The organism is Pseudonocardia endophytica (assembly GCF_004339565.1).
Classification (GTDB): Bacteria; Actinomycetota; Actinomycetes; order Mycobacteriales; family Pseudonocardiaceae; genus Pseudonocardia; species Pseudonocardia endophytica.
This window is the reverse complement of sequence record NZ_SMFZ01000002.1, coordinates 3,374,888-3,394,131: the sequence shown is the minus strand read 5'-3', so window position 1 is coordinate 3,394,131 and position 19,244 is coordinate 3,374,888. Positions and strand designations below refer to the sequence as shown.

At 73.2% G+C, this 19,244-nt stretch carries 19 protein-coding genes; 13 read left to right on the top strand and 6 right to left on the bottom strand.

Annotated elements, in window-relative coordinates:
- Nucleotides 1–17: 17 nt before the first annotated feature.
- Together EV378_RS34430 and EV378_RS34425 are read right to left on the bottom strand one after the other, a co-directional pair.
- Nucleotides 18–848: a PaaI family thioesterase gene (locus EV378_RS34430; RefSeq protein WP_132432142.1), complete on the bottom strand. Its 831-nt coding sequence runs from the start codon at nt 846–848 to the stop codon at nt 18–20.
- Complete coding sequence (locus tag EV378_RS34425) at nt 845–1,606, bottom strand: SDR family oxidoreductase (RefSeq protein ID WP_132432140.1); 762 nt, start codon at nt 1,604–1,606, stop codon at nt 845–847. The genes EV378_RS34430 and EV378_RS34425 overlap by 4 nt, the downstream gene beginning before the upstream one ends.
- Before the next feature lie 158 nt (nt 1,607–1,764).
- On the opposite strand from EV378_RS34425, the gene EV378_RS34420 reads away from it, so the two are divergent.
- The 4 genes from EV378_RS34420 (at nt 1,765) to EV378_RS34405 (ending at nt 5,648) form a co-directional block, all read left to right on the top strand.
- Nucleotides 1,765–2,523 carry a class I SAM-dependent DNA methyltransferase gene (locus EV378_RS34420; protein ID WP_132432138.1) on the top strand — a complete coding sequence of 253 codons (759 nt, stop codon included), beginning with the start codon at nt 1,765–1,767 and terminating at the stop codon, nt 2,521–2,523.
- A gap of 104 nt (nt 2,524–2,627) precedes the next feature.
- Complete coding sequence (locus EV378_RS34415) at nt 2,628–3,389, top strand: SDR family NAD(P)-dependent oxidoreductase (RefSeq protein ID WP_132432136.1); 762 nt, start codon at nt 2,628–2,630, stop codon at nt 3,387–3,389.
- A gap of 78 nt (nt 3,390–3,467) precedes the next feature.
- Nucleotides 3,468–5,156 carry a formate--tetrahydrofolate ligase gene (locus EV378_RS34410; protein ID WP_424511265.1) on the top strand — a complete coding sequence of 563 codons (1,689 nt, stop codon included), beginning with the start codon at nt 3,468–3,470 and terminating at the stop codon, nt 5,154–5,156.
- A 132-nt stretch (nt 5,157–5,288) separates the two neighbouring features.
- Nucleotides 5,289–5,648, top strand: a complete 360-nt coding sequence (locus EV378_RS34405) for a VOC family protein (protein ID WP_243653906.1) — start codon at nt 5,289–5,291, stop codon at nt 5,646–5,648.
- Between the two features lie 158 nt (nt 5,649–5,806).
- Here EV378_RS34405 and EV378_RS34400 read toward each other — a convergent pair whose 3' ends face one another.
- Nucleotides 5,807–7,390 carry a Na+/H+ antiporter gene (locus EV378_RS34400; protein ID WP_132432132.1) on the bottom strand — a complete coding sequence of 528 codons (1,584 nt, stop codon included), beginning with the start codon at nt 7,388–7,390 and terminating at the stop codon, nt 5,807–5,809.
- Nucleotides 7,391–7,428: 38 nt separating this feature from the next.
- Between EV378_RS34400 and EV378_RS34395 the strand changes: the two genes are divergently transcribed.
- The 5 genes from EV378_RS34395 (at nt 7,429) to EV378_RS34375 (ending at nt 11,492) form a co-directional block, all read left to right on the top strand.
- Nucleotides 7,429–7,962, top strand: coding sequence for a YbhB/YbcL family Raf kinase inhibitor-like protein (locus tag EV378_RS34395; protein ID WP_132432130.1), 534 nt, complete (start codon nt 7,429–7,431; stop codon nt 7,960–7,962).
- Nucleotides 7,963–8,025: 63 nt separating this feature from the next.
- Nucleotides 8,026–8,598, top strand: coding sequence for a hemerythrin domain-containing protein (locus EV378_RS34390; protein WP_132432128.1), 573 nt, complete (start codon nt 8,026–8,028; stop codon nt 8,596–8,598).
- The gene (locus tag EV378_RS34385; RefSeq protein WP_132432126.1) at nt 8,595–9,419 is read left to right on the top strand and encodes a family 1 encapsulin nanocompartment shell protein; all 825 of its coding nucleotides are present in this window, start codon (nt 8,595–8,597) and stop codon (nt 9,417–9,419) included. Before EV378_RS34390 ends, EV378_RS34385 begins: the two co-directional genes overlap by 4 nt.
- A 674-nt stretch (nt 9,420–10,093) precedes the next feature.
- Nucleotides 10,094–11,020 (top strand): hypothetical protein, encoded by a 927-nt coding sequence (locus EV378_RS34380; protein ID WP_132432124.1) that lies wholly within the window; start codon nt 10,094–10,096, stop codon nt 11,018–11,020.
- 103 nt (nt 11,021–11,123) lie between these two features.
- A complete protein-coding gene (locus tag EV378_RS34375) occupies nt 11,124–11,492 on the top strand; it encodes a hypothetical protein (protein ID WP_132432122.1) in 369 nt (122 codons plus the stop codon).
- Here EV378_RS34375 and EV378_RS34370 read toward each other — a convergent pair.
- On the bottom strand, nt 11,489–13,150 hold the full coding sequence (locus EV378_RS34370; RefSeq protein ID WP_132432120.1) for a class I adenylate-forming enzyme family protein: 1,662 nt from the start codon (nt 13,148–13,150) through the stop codon (nt 11,489–11,491). The genes EV378_RS34375 and EV378_RS34370 overlap by 4 nt on opposite strands.
- A 100-nt stretch (nt 13,151–13,250) precedes the next feature.
- Here EV378_RS34370 and EV378_RS34365 point away from each other — a divergent pair, with 100 nt between their 5' ends.
- Together EV378_RS34365 and EV378_RS34360 are read left to right on the top strand one after the other, a co-directional pair.
- The gene (locus tag EV378_RS34365) at nt 13,251–14,351 is read left to right on the top strand and encodes an AbrB family transcriptional regulator (RefSeq protein WP_243653905.1); all 1,101 of its coding nucleotides are present in this window, start codon (nt 13,251–13,253) and stop codon (nt 14,349–14,351) included.
- A gap of 176 nt (nt 14,352–14,527) precedes the next feature.
- Nucleotides 14,528–14,725 carry a hypothetical protein gene (locus EV378_RS34360; RefSeq protein ID WP_132432118.1) on the top strand — a complete coding sequence of 66 codons (198 nt, stop codon included), beginning with the start codon at nt 14,528–14,530 and terminating at the stop codon, nt 14,723–14,725.
- On the opposite strand, the gene EV378_RS34355 is transcribed toward EV378_RS34360, so the two are convergent.
- A complete protein-coding gene (locus tag EV378_RS34355; protein ID WP_132432116.1) occupies nt 14,722–15,603 on the bottom strand; it encodes a TroA family protein in 882 nt (293 codons plus the stop codon). The genes EV378_RS34360 and EV378_RS34355 overlap by 4 nt on opposite strands.
- Nucleotides 15,604–15,696: 93 nt before the next feature.
- Here EV378_RS34355 and pgm point away from each other — a divergent pair, with 93 nt between their 5' ends.
- Complete coding sequence (pgm, locus tag EV378_RS34350; RefSeq protein ID WP_132432114.1) at nt 15,697–17,391, top strand: phosphoglucomutase (alpha-D-glucose-1,6-bisphosphate-dependent); 1,695 nt, start codon at nt 15,697–15,699, stop codon at nt 17,389–17,391.
- Complete coding sequence (ppgK, locus tag EV378_RS34345) at nt 17,388–18,140, top strand: polyphosphate--glucose phosphotransferase (RefSeq protein ID WP_132432112.1); 753 nt, start codon at nt 17,388–17,390, stop codon at nt 18,138–18,140. Before pgm ends, ppgK begins: the two co-directional genes overlap by 4 nt.
- Before the next feature lie 61 nt (nt 18,141–18,201).
- Here ppgK and EV378_RS34340 read toward each other — a convergent pair whose 3' ends face one another.
- On the bottom strand, nt 18,202–19,224 hold the full coding sequence (locus EV378_RS34340; RefSeq protein ID WP_132432110.1) for an ABC transporter substrate-binding protein: 1,023 nt from the start codon (nt 19,222–19,224) through the stop codon (nt 18,202–18,204).
- Nucleotides 19,225–19,244: the final 20 nt, after the last annotated feature.

Below are 19,244 nucleotides of genomic sequence, written 5' to 3'. Positions count from 1 at the left end.
CCGGCCCGCCGGAGGGGTCAGTCCAGAGCCCGGCGGGTGACGGTCGCCGCCGCGGCGAGCTTGCCCGCCGCGTTGCGGACGTCCGAGCGGACGACGGCGAACGACCGGCCCTGGTGCACGACGTCGGTGCGCACCGTCGTCGGCCCGTCCATCAGTGCCGGCCGCAGGTACGTGACGTGCAGCGAGCCCGTCGCCATCGGCCTGTCCCGGCTGCCCGGCACGACGGCGACGGCGGCCAGCTCGGCGGCCGTCGCCAGGATCCCGCCGTGCATGGTGTCGCGTTCGTTGGCCAGCGCCGGGCTGCCGGGCAGCGTGAGCGTCGGCCGCACCTCTCCGGCCGCGCGGGCCGGCGCACCGACGACGACGTAGGCGCCGAGCACGGCGGCCGCGTCACCGCCCGGAGGGACGACGTCGGACCCCGGGTCGTCGGCGCCGACGTCCGGCACCTCGGGGATCAGACGCCCCCACTCGGTGGCCACGCCGATCAGCGAGCCGTCCGGGCCGAGCATGTCCCCCCGGGCGACGATGCTGTGGCCGGCGGAGCCGATCACCCATGCCCGGACCGTCACCTCGCCCTCGTCGGGGACCGCGCCGGTCAGGTCCACGGTCATCTCCGTGGTGACCGGCCACATGCCCTCCGGCCGCCCGGCGATCGTGGCCTGTCCGAGCACGGCGTCGAGCAGCACGCACAGCGACGCGAGCCCTGGCCGCCCGTCCGGGCCCACCGTCCACGGGCCGCAGCGCATGGACGCCTCGACGGTCGTCGGACCCGTCGGGCGCAGTGGGCCCACCCGGAACAGCCGGTCGGGACCGCTCGGCGGCAACGGTGCCGCCTCGGTGGCCGTCACGCCTTCGGACCACCGGCGACGTAGATGACCTGGCCGGACACGAAGCCGGACCGCTCGTCGACGAAGAACGACACCATGTTCGCGATGTCCTCGACCGCGCCCGCGCGCTGGACCGGGATCTCCTTGGCGCGCATGGCGACGAAGTCGTCCCACTCGACACCGAGCCGCTCCGCGGTGGCCTTCGTCATGTCGCTGGCGATGAAGCCGGGCGCGATGCAGTTCGCGGTCACGCCGAACCGGCCGAGCTCGATCGCGAGCGTCTTCGTGAAGCCCTGCAGGCCGGCCTTCGCCGTCGAGTAGTTGGCCTGACCGCGGTTGCCCAGCGCCGACGTCGACGACAGGTTCACCACACGGCCCCACCCGGCGTCGACCATGTGCTTCTGGACCGCCCGCGTCATCAGGAACGACCCGCGCAGGTGCACGCCCATCACGGCGTCCCAGTCCTGGTCGGTCATCTTGAACAGCAGGTTGTCCTTGGTGATGCCGGCGTTGTTGACCAGCACGGTCGGCGGGCCCAGCTTCTCCGCGACGGTCGCGACGGCGCTCTCGACGGCGGCCGAGTCGGACACGTCGGCACCGACGCCGACGGCGGTGCCGCCCGCCGACTCGATCGCCTCGACCGTGCCCTTGGTGGCCGCCTCGTCGAGGTCGACGACCGCGACGGCGAGGCCGTCGGCGGCCAGTCGGACGGCCGTGGCCGCCCCGATCCCGCGGGCCGAACCGGTGACGACGGCGGTGCGTCGCTGTGACTGGGTCATCCCTGTTACTCCTGAGGTCTCCCGGTGCTTACCCGGTGATGCTGTCATCCTGCCCAACCCTCTGCGCAGGGACCGGAGCGGCGTTCCTCACGCTCTGTCCGCGAGGCGGATTCGACTACCTTCGAGAACGTCACGTCGTCGACTCGGAAGGTGCACTCATGGCCGTTGACCGACTCCCTCCGAACCTCCGGCTCGCCCTGCCGGACGCAGCCCAGAGCTACGAGCAGGATGCCGAGTGGTGCGTCGTCGACGACGGATCGGGCTGGCGGGAACTCCGGTTCCACGACTACCACGAGATCTACACGGTCCCGGGCCTGTACGAGAAGCTGTTCTACGAGGTACTGCAGTGTCAGTCGCCGCCCGTGGTGACCGACCTGCTGGTCGAGCAGATGGCGACCGAGCGGCTCGACCCGGCGGGTGTCCGGGTGCTCGACGTGGGGGCCGGGAACGGCATCGTCGCCGAGGAGCTCCGCACGCGCGGCGTCACGAAGGTCGTCGGGGTGGACATCATCCCGGAGGCCGCGATGGCGGCCGAGCGCGACCGTCCGGGCGTCTACGACGACTACCGCGTGGTCGATCTCACAACGCTCGACGTGGACGCGGCCGCCGAGATCGCGGGTGGCGGCTTCGACGCGCTGACGGTCGTCGCGGCGCTCGGGTTCGGCGACATCCCTCCGGAGGCCTTCCGGGTGGCCTTCGACATGGTCCGGGTCGACGGCTTCGTCGCGTTCACCATCCGGGACAACTTCCTCTCCGAGACCGACACCAGCGGCTTCGCCGGGCTGATCCGGTCGATGATGGAGTCCGGGGAGCTGGAGGAGCTCGGCGCGGTCACCTACCAGCACCGCCTGGCCACCACCCGGCAGCCCGTGCACTACCGCGCGATCGTCGCGCGCAAGCGCCGTCCGAGGGACTGAGTTCCGCTCCGATCGGCACTCAGGCGCCCTGGGTCGCGTCCGACGCGGCACAGGGCGCGTGAGTCCGGCGACGGCCGGGCGCCGGTACACATAGGGTCCGGCCCATGACCGTCATGGACCGTTTCCGCCTGGATGGCAGGGTCGCCGTCGTGACCGGGGCCTCGTCCGGCCTCGGCGTCGCGTTCGCGAAGGCGCTGGCCGAGGCAGGTGCCGACGTCGTGCTCGGCGCGCGTCGCGCGGAGAAGATGGCCGACACTGCGACGCTCGTGGAGTCCGCCGGTCGGCGGGCGCTCGCCGTCCCGACCGACGTCGCACGTCAGGAGGACTGCCAGGCGCTCGTCGACGCCGCCATGAGCGAGTTCGGACGCGTCGACGTGCTCGTCAACAACGCGGGCATCGGCACCGCGGTCCCCGCCACCAGGGAGACCGTCGAGGAGTTCACGCAGGTCATCGACATCAACCTGAACGGCTGCTACTGGATGGCCCAGGCCTGCGGGAAGGTAATGGGTCCCGGATCGAGCATCGTCAACATCTCGAGCGTCCTCGGGCTGACGACGGCCCGGCTGCCACAGGCGGCGTACGCGTCGTCGAAGGCGGGTCTGCTCGGCCTGACCCGGGACCTGGCCCAGCAGTGGGCGAGCCGAAAGAACATCCGGGTCAACGCGATCGCGCCCGGGTTCTTCACCTCCGAGATGACCGACCAGTACCAGGACGGGTACCTGGACCAGATGTCCGAGCGGATCCCGATGTCGCGCATCGGGGACCCGGAGGAGCTGGCCGCGGCGGTCGTGTTCCTGGCCTCCGACGCCGGCGGCTACGTCACCGGCCAGACGCTTCCGGTGGACGGCGGGCTCACCATCGCCTAGCTCACGCCATCCCGTGCGGTGGCGGTCGCCGATCTAGGGTGAAGCGACCGTTCACCGACGAGGACGAGGTGTGTGCCCGTGGACGACCTGCAGATCGCCAAGTCAGCCAGCCTGATCCCGCCGGCCGACGTGGCCGCGGCGATGGGACTCGACCCGGCCCTGCTGGAGCCCTACGGCACCGACGTCGCGAAGGTGAGGCTGGACGCCGTCGCGGCCATGGCCGACCGCCCGAAGGCGAAGTACGTGATCGTCTCGGCGATCACCCCGACGCCGCTCGGTGAGGGCAAGACGACCACGACGGTCGGTCTCGGGCAGGCGTTGAACAGGACCGGGCGGAAGGCCACGATCGCGATCCGCCAGCCGTCGATGGGCCCGACGTTCGGGATCAAGGGCGGCGCGGCGGGCGGCGGGTACTCGCAGGTCGTGCCCATGGAGAAGTTGAACCTGCACCTCACCGGCGACTTCCACGCCGTCACGTCGGCGCACAACATGCTCTCCGCCGTCCTGGACAACCACCTCTACCAGGGCAACGCGGCGCAGCTGGCGCCGCACTCGATCACCTGGCGCCGTGTGCTCGACATCAACGAGCGGGCACTGCGCAACGTCGTCACCGGCCTCGGCGGCCGGATGGACGGCATCCCGCGCGAGAGCGGTTTCGACATCTCCTCGGCCAGCGAGGTGATGGCCATCCTGGCGCTGGCCACGTCGCTGACCGACCTGCGCGAGCGGCTGGGGCGGATCGTCGTCGGCTACACCGGCGAGGGCAAGCCGGTCACCGCGGAGGACATCCAGGGCGCGGGCGCGATGGCCGTGCTGCTCAAGGACGCCCTGATGCCGAACCTGCTGCAGACGTTGGAGAACACGCCCGCGCTGGTGCACGCCGGGCCGTTCGGCAACATCGCGCACGGCAACAGCTCGGTCGTGGCCGACCAGATCGGCATCCGGACCGGCGAGTACCTGGTCACCGAGGCAGGGTTCGGCGCGGACATGGGCGCCGAGCGCTTCTTCAACATCAAGTGCCGGACGTCGGGCCTCGCACCGGACGCCGCCGTCGTCGTCGCGACGGTGCGTGCGTTGAAGGCGCACTCGGACAAGTACACGATCGTCGCAGGCAAGCCGCTCCCGGAGGAGCTGCTCACGGAGAACCCGGACGACGTCCGGGCGGGCGCGGCGAACCTGCGCAAGCAGGTCGAGAACATGCGCCGGCACGGCGTCTCGCCCGTCGTCGCGATCAACGCGTTCCCGACCGACTTCGACTCCGAGCACCGCGCGATCGCCGAGATCGCCGAGGAGCTGGGCGCCCGGTCGGCGGTGTGCACGCACTTCGCCGACGGCGGCGCCGGCGCGACCGATCTGGCCGACGCCGTCGCCGAGGCGGCCGCGGAGCCGTCGGAGTTCCGGCTGCTCTACCCGGACGAGATGCCGCTGCGGGAGAAGATCGAGACGGTGGCCCGGGAGATCTACGGCGCGGACGGCGTGGACTACACCGGACCGGCGGCCAAGCAGCTCGACTCCTACGAGGCGAACGGGTTCGGCACCCTTCCGGTCTGCATCGCCAAGACGCACCTGTCGATCTCGTCGGACCCGACGCTCAAGGGCGCTCCGACGGGCTGGCGGCTGCCGGTCCGCGAGGTGCGGGCGTCGGTGGGCGCCGGCTTCGTCTACCCGATCTGCGGCGACATGCGCACCATGCCCGGCCTCGGGGCCAACCCGGCCGCGCACCGGATCGACATCGACGAGAACGGCGAGACCGTCGGGCTGTTCTGACGTCGGTCGGGCTCGTCAGGGCAGATCGCTCGTCAGGACAGATCCCTCGTCGGGGCAGATCGGGAGGCTGTCCCGCACACGTCGACGACGGCGATCATGGATCGCGTCATCCCCGAGACCATGGAGGTCCCCGTGCCCGACGACTCCCCGCAGGCCCGCATCGGCAACGTCCACCATCCGGTCGGCGACGTCGGTGCCGCGGTCGCGTTCTACACCGACGCGTTCGGCCTGTCCGCGCTGTTCACCGACGGCGACCGCTACGCCGCGCTGGACGCCGGTGGGACCAAGCTGGCGCTCGCCGGGCCTGCGGAGGACGTGACCGGAGGGGTGGCCGCGCCGTCGTTCAAGGTCGACGACGTGGCTGCGGCGCTGGAGCGGCTCACATCCGCGGGCGGCACGGTCGTCCGGGACGCGGAGGCCGGGCCGCACGAGACCCGCGCCGTGGCCAGGGACCCGTGGGGCAACACGGTGATCGTCTACGGTCCCCGCTGACGCCGGTTCGCGCTGTGATCCGCGGTTCGCACGTCGGTTCGGGGTTCGCACGCGTCCGGGCGCGCGCGTTCTCCGGAGCACCACGCGTTTCGCCGATCACCGCGCTGGCGGTGCTGGCCCTCCGGTTCGCCGTGCGGCTCCTGGTGAGACGGACCTGATCAGTCCAGCAGCACCGTACGGAGGTCCAGGCGGTGCAGGACCCGGTCCGCCGCATGCGGGTCGACCCCCGGCTCCCGACGAGCGGCGAGCACCTCGGCACGGGCGGCGGACAGCGCGGCGGCCTGCGCCGCGGAGACGCGGTCGCGGGTGTCCCGCAGGACGGCGACGCGCTGACGGTCCTCCTCGGACGTCGGTTCGCCGGACAGCACCGCGGCCAGCTTGGCGACCTTGTCCTTCATGCCGGACGCGACGTCGTCGGGCAGGCCCTGGACCTTCTGCTCGAACTCCAGCGTCGCCGCGGCGGCCCGACGGGCACGGAGCACGATCTGCTTCTCGGCGTGGCGCTCCGCGTCCGCCTCGGCGTCGACGCCGAGCAGCCGGACCAGCCACGGAAGCGTGAAGCCCGGGATCACGAGCGTCACCACCAGCACCGACACGGCGATCAGCGTGAGCTCGGAACGTGCCGGGAACGGGGCGCCGGTCGCCGTCGTCACCGGCAGGGACAGCGCGAGCGCCAGGGTGGCGAGCCCTCGCATGCCGCACCACGCCATCAGCGTCGCCTCGCGGCCGGTACGCGGGGCCGCCGACGGGTCGTCCCGGCGTCGCACGGTCCGCCATGCCCCGGTCATCCACAGTGCACGGACGACGACCACGACGGCGCACACGATCGCCGCGTGCCATAGCATCCGCGGGAGCTCGTCACCGGCGTCCTCGACGACCTGGCGCAGGTCGAGCCCGATCAGCCCGAACGCGATACCGGTCACCAGCATCTCGACGACGTTCCACAGCGACGCGGTCGTCAGCCGCTCCCCTGCCTCGTCGGCGTCCGCCCTGGCCCGCAATTGCAGCGCCAGCACGACGACGGCGATCACCCCGGACGCGCCGAGCTCGTCGGCGATCAGGTAGGTCGCGAAGGGCAGCACGAGGGTCAGCGCCGCACGGCCGGTCGAGTCGGTCAGCCTGCTGAGCACGGTCCGGGCCACCCACGCCACGCCGAGCCCGATCAGCACGGCGCCGACGGCACCCGCCACGAACCGGACGGCGAGCAGGGCCGGGCTGATCTCGCCGCCCGCGACCGTCGCGAGCACCGCGGCCTGGAACACGACGAGCGCCGTGGCGTCGTTGAACAGGCCCTCGGTCTGCAGAACGGCCAGCACCCGCCGCGGGATCGACACCGAACCGGCGACCGCCTCGACGGCGACCGGATCCGGCGGCGCGACCATCGCGCCGAGCGCGATCGCCGCCGTCACCGCGATCCCGGGTACGAGCACGTACACCGTCCCGGCCACCAGCGTGATCGTGACGAGCACGAGCGCGACGGCCAGCATCAGGATCGACCGCCACCGCGCCCGGAACACGGCCCACGACGTGCGCTGCGCCGTCGCGTACAGCAACGGCGGCAGGAACAGCGGGAGGATCAGGTCCGGATCCAGCTCGAACCCGTCGGGAAGCCCGGGGATCGACGCCACGACCACACCGAGCACGAGCATCAGCGCGGGCCACGGCAGCCGCAGCCGGTCCCCGAGCCCCACCAGCAGGACGGCGGCCAGCATCAGCCCGACGACGAGCAGCAGGATCTCCACGGCCACACTCTGCCGCAGGTGTGCCAGGATCCCGGAACATGCCCCGCAATCCTTACGACGATCTCCCCCAGGTTCCCGAGTTCACGGTCACGAGCACCGACCTGACCGACGGCGGAACCCTCGCCACCCCGCAGCTGTCCGGCATCTTCGGCGCCGGCGGCGAGGACGTCTCCCCCCAGCTGAGCTGGAGCGGAGCGCCCGACGGCACCCAGTCCTACGTGGTCACCTGCTACGACCCGGACGCGCCGACGGTCAGCGGCTTCTGGCACTGGGCCGTGTTCGACATCCCGGCGTCGACGACCGAGCTCCCGTCCGGCGCGGGCGACGAGAACGGCACGGGACTCCCGTCCGGAGCCGTCCAGCTCCCGAACGACGCGAGCCTCGCGCGCTACCTCGGTGCCGCCCCGCCGGCCGGGCACGGCCCGCACCGCTACTACTTCACGGTGCACGCGCTGGACGCCGCGACCCTGGACGTCCCGCCGACGGCCACGCCGGTGTTCCTGATGTTCAACACGTTCGGCCGGGTCCTCGGCCGCGCCACCATCCTCGGCACCTACGCCAACCTCAGCTGACCGGGTGGGTGGCGGGCGCTCGTTCGACGAGCCGAGCGCCCGCCACCGTCCTAGCATCGGCCGGTGCCCGACATCACGACGCTGATCCTCGACGACCACAACTGGTTCCGTCGTCAGTTCGCGGCGCTCGACGAGCTGCAGGCCGCACCCACCAGCGACCCGCGCGAGCTCACGGCCCTCTGGGAGCCGCTCGCGAACCGGCTCGACGTGCACGCGATCGCCGAAGAGAAGATCTTCTACCCGCAGCTGCTCGAACACGGGGAGGACCCCGAGGACGAGACGCTCGACGCCATCGGGGACCACAACGAGATCCGCGACGGCGTCGCGCAGGCGGCGCGGAACCCGGTGGGTTCCCAGGGGTGGTGGGACGGCGTCTGGGCCGCCCGCCGCGCGAACGACGAGCACATGGGCGAGGAGGAGAACGAGGGCCTCGCCAACTTCCGGCTGAACGCCACGACCGGTCTGCGGGATTCGCTGGGCGCGCAGTTCAGCGAGTTCATGGAGGCCCACCCCACGCCGGAGGACCTCGACAACCGTGACAAGGATCCCGAGGACTACGTGGCCCGCAACGACCCCGACGCCGACGCGCCCGGCCGGGGACTTGGCATCGGCAGCCTGAAGGAGGACTCCCAGTGACCGCCCAGAACCACCTTCTCCGCGACAAGGCCCCCATCCCGGAGCTGGCCTGGAAGGCCGTCGACGACGAGGCCCGCGAGCGGCTCAGCCCGCTGCTCACGGCCCGTCGCCTGGCCGACTGGAACACCGGCACCGCCGGCTGGGAGGTGTCCTCTGTGGACGTCGGCCGGGTCCGCCGGCTCGACGGCCCGCCGCCAGGGGTCAAGGCCGACGGTGCGAAGGCCCGCCTGCGCCAGGTGCAGCCGCTCGCCGAGTTCCGGGTGCCGTTCACGGTGTCCCGCGACGAGATCGACGACATCCAGCGCGGCGCCCAGGACCCCGAGTTCGACGATCTCGCGCGCGCCGCGCGGGAGGCTGCGGTCATCGAGAACCGGGCGGTGTTCCACGGCTGGCCGGAGGCCGGCATCTCGGGCATCTGCGAGGTCTCGCCGTACGACGCGCTGCACCTCGGCGACGACACCGAGCGCTACCCGGACGTCGTCGCGCGGGCGGTGGACCAGTTGCGCCGCAACGGTATCGAGGGCCCCTACGCGATGGCCATCGACCCGGAGGGCTACACCAGGATCGTCGAGACGGCCGAGCGGGGCGGCACGCTGCTGTTCGAGCACCTGAGCCGGATCCTCGGCGGGCAGATCCTGCGCGCCCCCGGTCTCGACGGTGCGCTGGTGGTCAGCCAGCGCGGCGGGGACTTCCTGCTCGACGTCGGTCAGGACCTGTCCATCGGCTACTCCGACCACGACGGCGACACGGTGCACCTCTACCTGGAGGAGAGCTTCACGTTCCGCGTCGTCGAGCCGGACGCGACGGTCACCCTGCGCTGAGCTCGGCCCGTCCGCCGACGCCCGCCCCGCCTTCTCCGCGGGGCGGGCGTCGACGTGTGAACCGCCGTGATCAGTGGAACCGGCCGGAACGCGCCACGGTTGGCGCGCTGATGCTACTCCCGCCGATCATGACCAGCCGGTCTCGCCCCGACCCCGCGCGGCGCCGGTCTCCCACCCGGTGATCGGCGGAACCGGCCGAGACGCGGCACCCGTGTCGCCCTGATGCCACTCCCGCCGATCATGACCAGCCGGGCCCCCCTCAGGCGCCCTGGTGCCACTCCCACCGATCATGACCAGCCGGTCTCGCCCCCGACGCCGGTTCCCCGCCCGGTGATCGGCAGAACCGGCCGAAACGCGCCACCTGTGGCGCCCTGATGCCACTCCCGCCGATCATGACCAGCCGGGCTCGGCCGGGCCCCCCGCGCGGCGCCGGTTCCCCGCCCGGTGATCGGCGGAACCGGTCCCAACACGCCACCTGCGGCGCACCCACGCCACTCCCGCCGATCGTGACCGACCCGGCCCCGCGCGGCGCCGGCCCCCATCCCGTGATCGGCGGAACCGGCCGGAACGCGCCACCTGTGGCGCGCTGATGCCACTCCCGCCGATCATGACCGGCGGGTCGGGCCGCGCGCCCTGCTGGCCGGGACGGGTGCCGGCACGGCAGGCTGACCGGCGTGGACGCGGACGGCACGGTCGACGAGGCAACCGACGAGCTGTACCGGGTCGCGCCGGAGGACTTCGTCGCCGAGCGGGACGCGCGCGTCGCGGTCGCGAAGGAGAACGGCGACAAGGACGCTGCCAGGGCGCTCGGGGCACTGAGACGTCCGTCGCGGGCGGCGTGGCTGGTCAACCTCCTCGTCCACGACCGTCGCGACGAGGTGGAGGGTCTGCTCGGGCTCGCCGAGACGCTCGCCTCAGCCCAGCGCACGCTGGACGGTGCCGCGCTCCGGCAGATGACCGCGCAGCGGAACAAGCTGGTGGGGGCGCTGTCGCGGCAGGCGACCGCGCTCGGCCGCGAAGCCGGGCACCGGGTCGACTCCGGACTGGAGCGCGACGTCCGCGGCATCCTCGAGTCCGCGCTGGCCGACTCCGAGCTGGCCGACCGGATCCGTTCCGGGCGGCTGGTGAAGGCCGAGCGGCACGCCGGGTTCGGTCCCGAGCCGGAGGCCGGCGCCGCACCCCGCCCGGCCGGCCGGGCGCCGTCGGGCAACGGCGATGCCGGAGCCGACCGCGGTGAGACCGGCGACGACGACACCGGCGACGACACGGAGGACGCAGGCGAGCAGCGGCGTCGGGAGAAGCAGATCGCCGAGGCCGAGGCCGCACTGCAGAGGGCCGAGCAGGCGGCGACGGAGGCCCGCGGGACCCACGACCGCACCCGAGAACAGGCCGAGGAGGCGACCCGGCGCCAGGAGGAGAGCCGCGACCGGGTCACCGAGCTGATCGAGGAGCTCGACCGCGCCCGCGACGAGTACGCGGCGGCGAACAAGGCCGCCCACTCCGGGGCGAGCGCGGAGAAGGAGGCCGCCCGCACGGCCCGCGCGAAGGACACGGCGCGCGACCGGGCCGCCGCCGCGCTGGACGAGCTCCGATCGTCCTGATCGCGTATCCGACTGTGCCGGTCGGCGTGGGACCGAGGTGCGGGTGGCGACGTTCGTCGGTACCGCTCGCCGACCTCGCGGGCGGCGGGACGGACACCGGTCGGTGACTGCTCGGGGGTCCCGGACGCTGCCGGCCGGTCGGCACGCCCCGGAGCCGGTCGCGGTGGTGCTGGAGCAGGTCGGGACGGTCACGGAGGTGGCGTCCGTCGCGGTCGACCACACGGGGGCGCGCCGCCAGCCGGACGGCCGCGGCCGCGGGCGGGCGACGCTGTCGGTCGTGCCGTCCGGCCCGTCCGGCGACGCGGGCGTCCCCGGCGCGCTGAGCAGCCTCTGCTCGACGGTGCAGACACCGCCGCTCGCGCACTGCACGCAGGCCGGGCTCGACGTCGGTCGCGTCGACCTGCGCGTCGTGTGGCGGGAGCGCCGGCCGGGCGCCCGCCGAGCGACCCCGCGGAGCGAACGTCGGCACTAGAAGGACTCCCGGATCTCCTTCTTCCGGATCTTGCCGGTCGCCGTTCGGGGCAGCGGCTCGTCGGTCCACCGCACGTGCGCCGGGGCCGCGAACGCACCGACGCGGGCGGTGACGACGGCCCGCACGGCGTCGTCGTCGCGGGCAGCACCGGAGGCCACCCTCACGAGCGCCGCGACCTCCTCCCCCAGGTTCGCGTGCGGCACACCGAAGACGGCGACCTCGACCACGCCGGGCACCTCGTGCACGGCGGACTCGACCTGCACCGAGTAGACGTTCTCGCCGCCGCGCAGCACGACGTCCTTGAGCCGGTCCACGACGTACACCCACCCGTCGCGGACGTGACCGAGGTCGCCGGTGCGGAACCACCCGTCGACGAACGCCGCGGCGTCCGCCTCCGGGTTGTTCCAGTAGCCGCGCACCACGTTCGGGCCGCGGAACCACAGCTCGCCGACGCCGGCGTCGTCCGGCGAGTCGATCCGCAGCTCCGCGCCGGGGTACGGCCGCCCGACCGAGTCCGGGTGCGCGAGATAGTCGGCGCCGGCGTTGAAGCACACCGCCGAGGTCGTCTCGGTGAGCCCGTATCCGTTCGCCGCGCCCTTCCCGAGCCCCTGGCCGATGCGCGCGACCAGCTCCGGCGGGATCGGCGCCCCGCCCATCCCGATCGAGGTCAGCGATGCCAGGTCGGCCGGGTCCGCGCCGGGTCCGCCGTCCACGAGCTGGGCCATCGTGGACGGCACACCCGCCGTGCGGTCGAGCCGCTCCTCGCGCACCAGCGCACGGGCCTCTGCCGGGTCCCAGCGGTAGAGCGTCGCCAGCTTCGCCCCGGTGAGCGCGGCGCCGACGAGACCGTTGATCCCGGCGATGTGGAACAGCGGGTAGGCAAGCAGCAGGCCCGGGTCGGCGGGCGGTTCGGCGCCGGACAGCTCCCGGCCCGCCCGTCCGGACAGCGCCGTGTTGAGGATGTTCGTGCAGTGGTTGCGGTGTGTGCCGACGGCGCCCTTCGGCCGTCCGGTCGTGCCCGACGTGTAGAGGATCGTCGCGTCGTCGTCCGGCGCGACCGGCACGTCCGGCAGCGACGGGTCGGGGTCGAACGCCCTGGTGACGTCGTCCCACTCGATCACGCCGTCCGGTGGCGGACCGCCGCCGCGCACCCGGACCACCGGGACGCCGGAGCCGGCGAGCATCGCGGCCCGTTCCGGATCGGCCACGACGACGCGGGAGCCGGAGTCGGCCACCGCCCACTCCAGCTCGGACACGCTCCACCACGCGTTCAACGGCACCGCGACGAGCCCCGCGCACGCCGCCGCGAAGAACGTCACCGACCACTCCGGCACGTTGCGCGCCGCGATCGCGACCCGGTCGCCCGGCACCAGCCCGTGCGCGTCGCGCAGCCACCGGGCCAGCCCGGCGACCAGTGCGCGGTGCTCGCCGTAGGTGCAGCGCTCGCCCTGGTAGACGGTGAACGTCCGGTCCGCGAACGCCTCGGTCGCGACGAGCAGGTCCCGCAGCGTGTGCGGACCGCGTCGATACACCCGCATCACGACGTCCACCCCGCGCGGCCCCGGCACCGTGACCGTCTCCATCTCGAACTCGGCACCGGGTGCGGTCAACCCGGTGATCACCGGACCCAGCCCGACCTCGTCGGCGTGCTCGCCCACGCGCCACCTCCTTGTCAACGCTCACGATCGTCGCACCGGGTGATCGGAATCAATCCCCGCCGGTCGGCGGATCCGGTGGAGCCCGGCTTAGAGTCGGCCGGTGGGCGCACGGACCGAGCAGGGGATCGCGCGCCTGAAGGGCATCTCCTGGGGCCGCTGGGCGCTGCTCGCCGCCCTGACCGTCGTCGCCACCGTGCTGCTCGGCGCCGTCGACGTCCCCTCCCCCGCGCTGTTCGCCGGGCTGCTCGTCGCGACAGTGCTCGCGCTCGCCGGGTGGGGCCCGGCCCGCGTCGCCAAGCCGGCGACGTCGGCCGCGCAGGCCGTGATCGGTGTCGTGATCGGACTGCTGGCGCGCCCGGACACGCTGGCCACGGTGGCCGACGAGTGGCTGCCGGTGCTCCTGATCAGCCTCGGCACGCTCGGGGCGAGCATGGGCGCCGGGCTGCTGATGGGCCTGCAGCGCGGCGTGTCCCCGCTGACCGGGATGCTCGCGCAGACGGCAGGCGGCGCGTCCGGCCTCGTCGCGATCAGCCGCGAGCTCGGCGGCGACGAGCGGATCGTCTCGGTGATCCAGTACCTGCGGGTCGGGCTCGTCACGGCCACCATGCCGGTCGTCGCGGCACTGGCGTTCGGGGCGAGTGCCTCCGGGGCGGGCGGGTCGCCGGACCCGGGGAACGCGCCCGCCTGGGTCGGGCTCGTCGTGACGGCCGTGTGCTGCGGGATCGGCATCCCGCTGGCCCAGCTCGTGAAGGTGCCCGCCGGGTCGCTGCTCGGGCCGATGGTGATCGCACTGGCGCTCTCGCTGACCGGGCTGTCGTTCGGTGCGTCGGTGCCGTCGCTGCTCGTCGACGTCGCGTACGCGGTGATCGGCTGGCAGGCCGGGCTGCGCTTCACCCGCCAGGCGCTCGGCACCGTCGTGCGGGTGTTGCCGATGGCGACGGCGCTGATCCTCGGCGTCGTCGGGATCTGCGCCGGCCTCGGGCTCCTGCTGTCCGCGACGACCGGCATGACGCCGCTGGAGGGCTACCTCGCGACGACGCCGGGCGGCGTGTACGCCGTACTTGCGACGGCGATCTCGTCCGGTGTGGACGTCACGTCCGTGGTGGCCGTGCAGGTGCTGCGGGTGATCCTCATGCTGCTGGTCGCGCCGTACATCGCCCGTCTGGTCGGGCGGCTGACCGGGGCGCGGGCGCCGGACTGATCGGGGCTGCCACCGAGACGCGGTTCAGCGGGAGTCGCCGCTCTCCGGCGCCCCGCTGCGCTGCATCTCGGCGGGCACACCCGCTGGGCCGAACGGGCGATGCTGACGCAACGGCCGTTGCGGTACCGTCCGGCACGTCGCCCGATCGTGGGCGTGGTGCTCGTGGAAGAGGAACCGTGTCGGGCCTGACGTCGTCGCTGTTCGCCACCGGGAACGGGTGGTTCACCGGCTCGGTCGTCGTCGCCGTGCTGCTGCTCGGCTGGTGGCTCGGGGTCGTGCTGATGGCGGTGCGGTCCCGTCGCGGGACACCGGGGCACGACGACGTCGCGCACGAGGAGCGGCCCGCCCGCCGCCCGTCGCTGTCCGGGTTCTAGAGACGCACGACCCGGCCCGGCGGCGGCTCCGGCACGGCGTCCGGGTGCAGCGCCCAGGCGATCGCCTCGACGCCGTCGACCAGACGCGGTCCGGCCCGCACGACGAACGACGCGGAGTCCAGCGCCGCGACCGGCACCCCGGCCGGAAGACGGTCGCGCACCGCACGGGCCTGCGCGACGGCGTCGTCGAGACCGAACCCGCACGGCGCGACCAGCACCGCGTCCACCGGTTCCGGCAGCGCGTCCCACTCCACCGCGACACTGCGCCCGCCCGGGGTCGCGCCGACGGCCTCCCCGCCCGCACGGGACACGAGCTCCGGCACCCAGTGCCCCGGCAGGAACGGCGGGTCGGTCCACTCCAGCACGAGCACGCGCGGCACCGGCCGTCCGGCGACGGCCGCGGCCACCGCGTCGAGGCGGTGCGTCAGGCCGCCGACCAGGTCCCGCGCGGCGGCGACCGCACCGGTGGCGGCGCCGACGTCGTGGATCGCGGCGAACACGTCGTCGAGACCGTGCGGGTCCAGCGACAGCACGCGGGCACGGGTCCCGATCGACTCCTGCGCCTCGTCGACGGACGCCTGCGGCAGCGCGCAGACCCGGCACAGGTCCTGGGTGAGGATCAGGTCCGGGTCGACGCGGGCGAGCGTGTCGCGGTCCAGCTCGTACATCGGGAGCCCGGCCGCGGCGCGCTCGCGCACGGTCCGGTCGATGTCGGCGGGGGTCATGCCGTGCGCGAGGACCGTGTCCACGACGACCGGGCACCGGTCCCGGATCCCGGCCGGCTCGTCGCACTCGAACGTCACGGCAGCCAGGTCGTCGCCGAGCCCGAGCGCCCCGACGATCTCGGTGGCGGCCGGCAGCAGCGACGCGATCCGCACATCCGGCACCGTACCCGCCCGGCGCACGTGCCACGGCGCGCCGGATACGGCAGGGTGGGAGGACGACGCACGATCGCGAACGAGGAGACATCGATGTCCGTGCACGACCGCGCCGGCACCCGGGCCCGGCCGGAGGACCTGGTGAACGTGCCCGCGTTGCTCGCCGCCTACGCCGAGGACCACCCGGACCCGTCGGTCGCGGCGCAGCGCGTCGCGTTCGGCACGTCCGGGCACCGCGGGTCGTCGCTCACCACGACGTTCAACGACGACCACATCGCGGCCACCAGCCAGGCGATCTGCGAGTACCGGGAGGAGCAGGGCACCGACGGGCCGCTCTACCTCGGCCGCGACTCGCACGCCCTGTCCGAGCCGGCGTGGCGCACGGCGACCGAGGTCTTCGCGGCGAACGGCGTGCAGGTGCTCGTCGACGCGGGCGGCAGGTTCACCCCGACCCCGGCCGTCTCGCACGCCATCCTCGCGACGAACCGCGGCCGGTCGTCGCGACTGGCCGACGGCGTCGTCGTCACGCCGTCGCACAACCCGCCCGCGGACGGCGGCTTCAAGTACAACCCGCCGGACGGCGGCCCGGCCGGCACGGACGCGACGACGTGGATCGCGAACCGGGCCAACGAGCTGCTCGAGGCCGAGCTGCACGGCGTGCGGCGGGTGCCGTTCGAGGCGGTGTCCGCCGACGTCGGGCACTACGACTTCCTCGACGCCTACGTGTCCGAGCTGGACCAGGTGCTGGACATGGACGCGATCCGCGCGGCCGGCGTCCGGATCGGCGCCGACCCGCTGGGCGGGGCGTCCGTCGACTACTGGGCCGCGATCGCCGAGCGCTACTCGCTCGACCTGACGGTCACGAACCCGGAGACCGACCCGGCGTTCTCGTTCATGACGCTGGACTGGGACGGCAAAATCCGGATGGACTGCTCGTCGCCCTACGCGATGGCCTCGCTCGTCGAGATCATGCGCGGCGGTGCTGAGGCTCGTTCCGCTGGCGCTCCTCTCGCTGCTCCCTACCGGATCGCCACCGGCAACGACGCCGACTCCGACCGGCACGGCATCGTCACCGCCGACGGCGGGCTGATGAACCCGAACCACTTCCTCGCCGTCGCGATCGACTACCTGTACCGCAACCGGTCCGGCTGGCCGGCCGGCGCGGCCGTCGGGAAGACCGTCGTCAGCTCCACCATGATCGACCGCGTGACCGCCGACCTGGGCCGGGAGCTCTACGAGGTGCCGGTCGGGTTCAAGTGGTTCGTGCCCGGCCTGCGGTCCGGCGACCTGGCGTTCGGCGGCGAGGAGAGCGCGGGCGCGTCGTTCCTGCGGCTCGACGGCACGCCGTGGTCGACGGACAAGGACGGGATCATCCTGGCGCTGCTCGCCTCCGAGATCACGGCGGTGACCGGGAGGACGCCGAGCGAGCACTACGCCGAGCTGACCGCCCGGCACGGCGAGCCGGCCTACGCCCGCACCGACGTCGCCTGCTCGGCCGAGGACAAGCAGCGCCTCGGCAAGCTGGACGCGGGCGCGGTGACGGCGACCGAGCTGGCCGGCGAGCCGATCACCGCGAAGCTGACGTCGGCGCCGGGCAACGGCGCCGCGATCGGCGGCCTGAAGGTGCAGACGGCGAGCGGCTGGTTCGCGGCACGCCCGTCCGGCACCGAGGACGTCTACAAGGTGTACGCGGAGAGCTTCCTCGGTCCGGAGCACCTGGCCCGGATCCAGGACGAGGCTCGTGACGTGGTGGCCGGTGCACTCGGCGGAGCGAAGGCAGGGGTATGAGCGGGAAGAAGCACCTCGGGTTCGGGATCGACATCGGTGGCTCCGGCATCAAGGGCGCACCGGTCGACCTGCACAAGGGCAAGCTCGCCGACGAGCGCCTGCGCATCCCGACGCCGCAGCCGTCGACCCCGGAGGCGGTCGCCAAGGTCGTCGGCGAGATCCTCGACCACTTCGACTGGAAGGGCGAGTTCGGCTGCACGTTCCCGGCCGTCGTCCAGCACGGGGTCACGCAGACCGCGGCGAACGTCGACGAGTCCTGGATCGGCGCCGACGCGGAGAAGGCGCTGAAGTCCGCGACCGGGCGGAAGGCGCTGGTCGTCAACGACGCGGACGCGGCGGGCGTCGCCGAGGTCGAGTTCGGTGCGGCGGACGGGCACACGGGCACCGTCCTCGTCGTCACGCTCGGCACCGGCATCGGGTCGGCGTTGATCTCGCGGGGCAAGCTCGTGCCGAACACCGAGCTCGGCCATCTGGAGATCGACGGGTACGACGCCGAGAAGCGCGCCGCCGACTCCGCCCGCGAGCGCGAGGACCTGGACTGGCAGGCCTGGGGCGAGCGGCTGACCCGCTACTTCCAGCACCTGGAGAACCTGGTCTGGCCGGATCTGATCGTCGTGGGTGGCGGGGTGAGCAAGAAGTTCGACAAGTGGTCGCCCTACGTGGACAGCCGCACGAAGATCGTCCCGGCGACGCTGCTGAACGAGGCGGGCATCATCGGCGCCGCGATGCTCGCGCACGAGCACGCCTGAGCCGTGCGGCCCGTGAGGCCGTGATCGGCAAGGTCGGCGATCACCCGGCCGCGGGCAGTGATCAGCGTGTCAACGCGGCCGCGATGAGCGGGATCGTCTTCTGCAGGCCGTACGGGATGCTGAGCGCGGACGGGAACGCGATGGAGACGGCCGTCGTCGTCTCGACCGGGACGTAGGCGCCGCGCCGGACGGCCGGGATCTGCTGGAACAGCGGCTCGGCCTCCACCTTCTGCCGCGACGCCGCGTTCGAGTAGGACAGGATCATCACGTCCGCGTCCAGCGTCCTGAGCAGCTCCGGACTCACGACGGCGCGGCCCGGCAGCCGGTCCCCCGCCAGCCCCAGGACCGACGGCGAGAGCGTCAGGCCGAGGTCGGACAGGAACCGGGCGGACGCGTCGTTCGTGCTGTTGATCGTGTAGACGGTCCCGTCCGGGGTGACCGGCCCGATGGTGAACGTGCGGCCGGCGAATCCGGGGTTCTGCTCGCGGGCCGCGCGGATCGCGGCCTCGATGCGGGCGACGGTGTCCGCGGCGGCGCGCGCCCTGCCGAGGGCCTGCCCGACGCGGTTCGTGGTCACCTGCCAGGTGTCCTTGTTGTACCCGGAGGCGCTGGACAGCGTCGGCGCGATGCCGGAGAGCGTCCCGTAGTCGTTCGCGAGTCCACTGTAGTCGGTTCCGATGATCAGGTCCGGCGCCAGCGAGGCGATCTTCTCGAACGGCATGCCGCCGGTCGTGGCGAACAGCTCGGGCATCGGGGAGCCGCCGATCCGCTCCTTCGCCCACGGCGTGATCCCGCCGGGGATCATCGGCGGGAGCTCCGCCGCGGCCACCGGCACGACACCGAGTGCGAGTGCGGCGTCGATGTCCCGGTAGGTCCCGACGGTCACGACGCGCTGCGGCTCGGCGTCGACGGTCGTCGGACCCTCGATGCCCTCGACGGTGACCGGGAAGACCCCGTCGGACGCCGGGGCCGGACCGGTCTCGGTGCGCCCGCAGGCGGCCAGCACGGCGCCGGCCACGCCGGCACCGGCCGCGCGGAACAGATGACGTCGTCCGACCCGGGGAGCGATCTGCGCAGGAGCCACGCCCGGATATTAGGGGAGGC

Coding starts and splice junctions, on each gene's coding strand:
- ppgK (WP_132432112.1), top strand. CDS start 17,388: ATGAGCGGGAAGAAGCACCTCGGGTTCGGGATCGACATCGGTGGCTCC.
- EV378_RS34420 (WP_132432138.1), top strand. CDS start 1,765: ATGGCCGTTGACCGACTCCCTCCGAACCTCCGGCTCGCCCTGCCGGAC.
- EV378_RS34425 (WP_132432140.1), bottom strand. CDS start 1,606: ATGACCCAGTCACAGCGACGCACCGCCGTCGTCACCGGTTCGGCCCGC.
- EV378_RS34395 (WP_132432130.1), top strand. CDS start 7,429: ATGCCCCGCAATCCTTACGACGATCTCCCCCAGGTTCCCGAGTTCACG.
- EV378_RS34415 (WP_132432136.1), top strand. CDS start 2,628: ATGACCGTCATGGACCGTTTCCGCCTGGATGGCAGGGTCGCCGTCGTG.
- pgm (WP_132432114.1), top strand. CDS start 15,697: ATGTCCGTGCACGACCGCGCCGGCACCCGGGCCCGGCCGGAGGACCTG.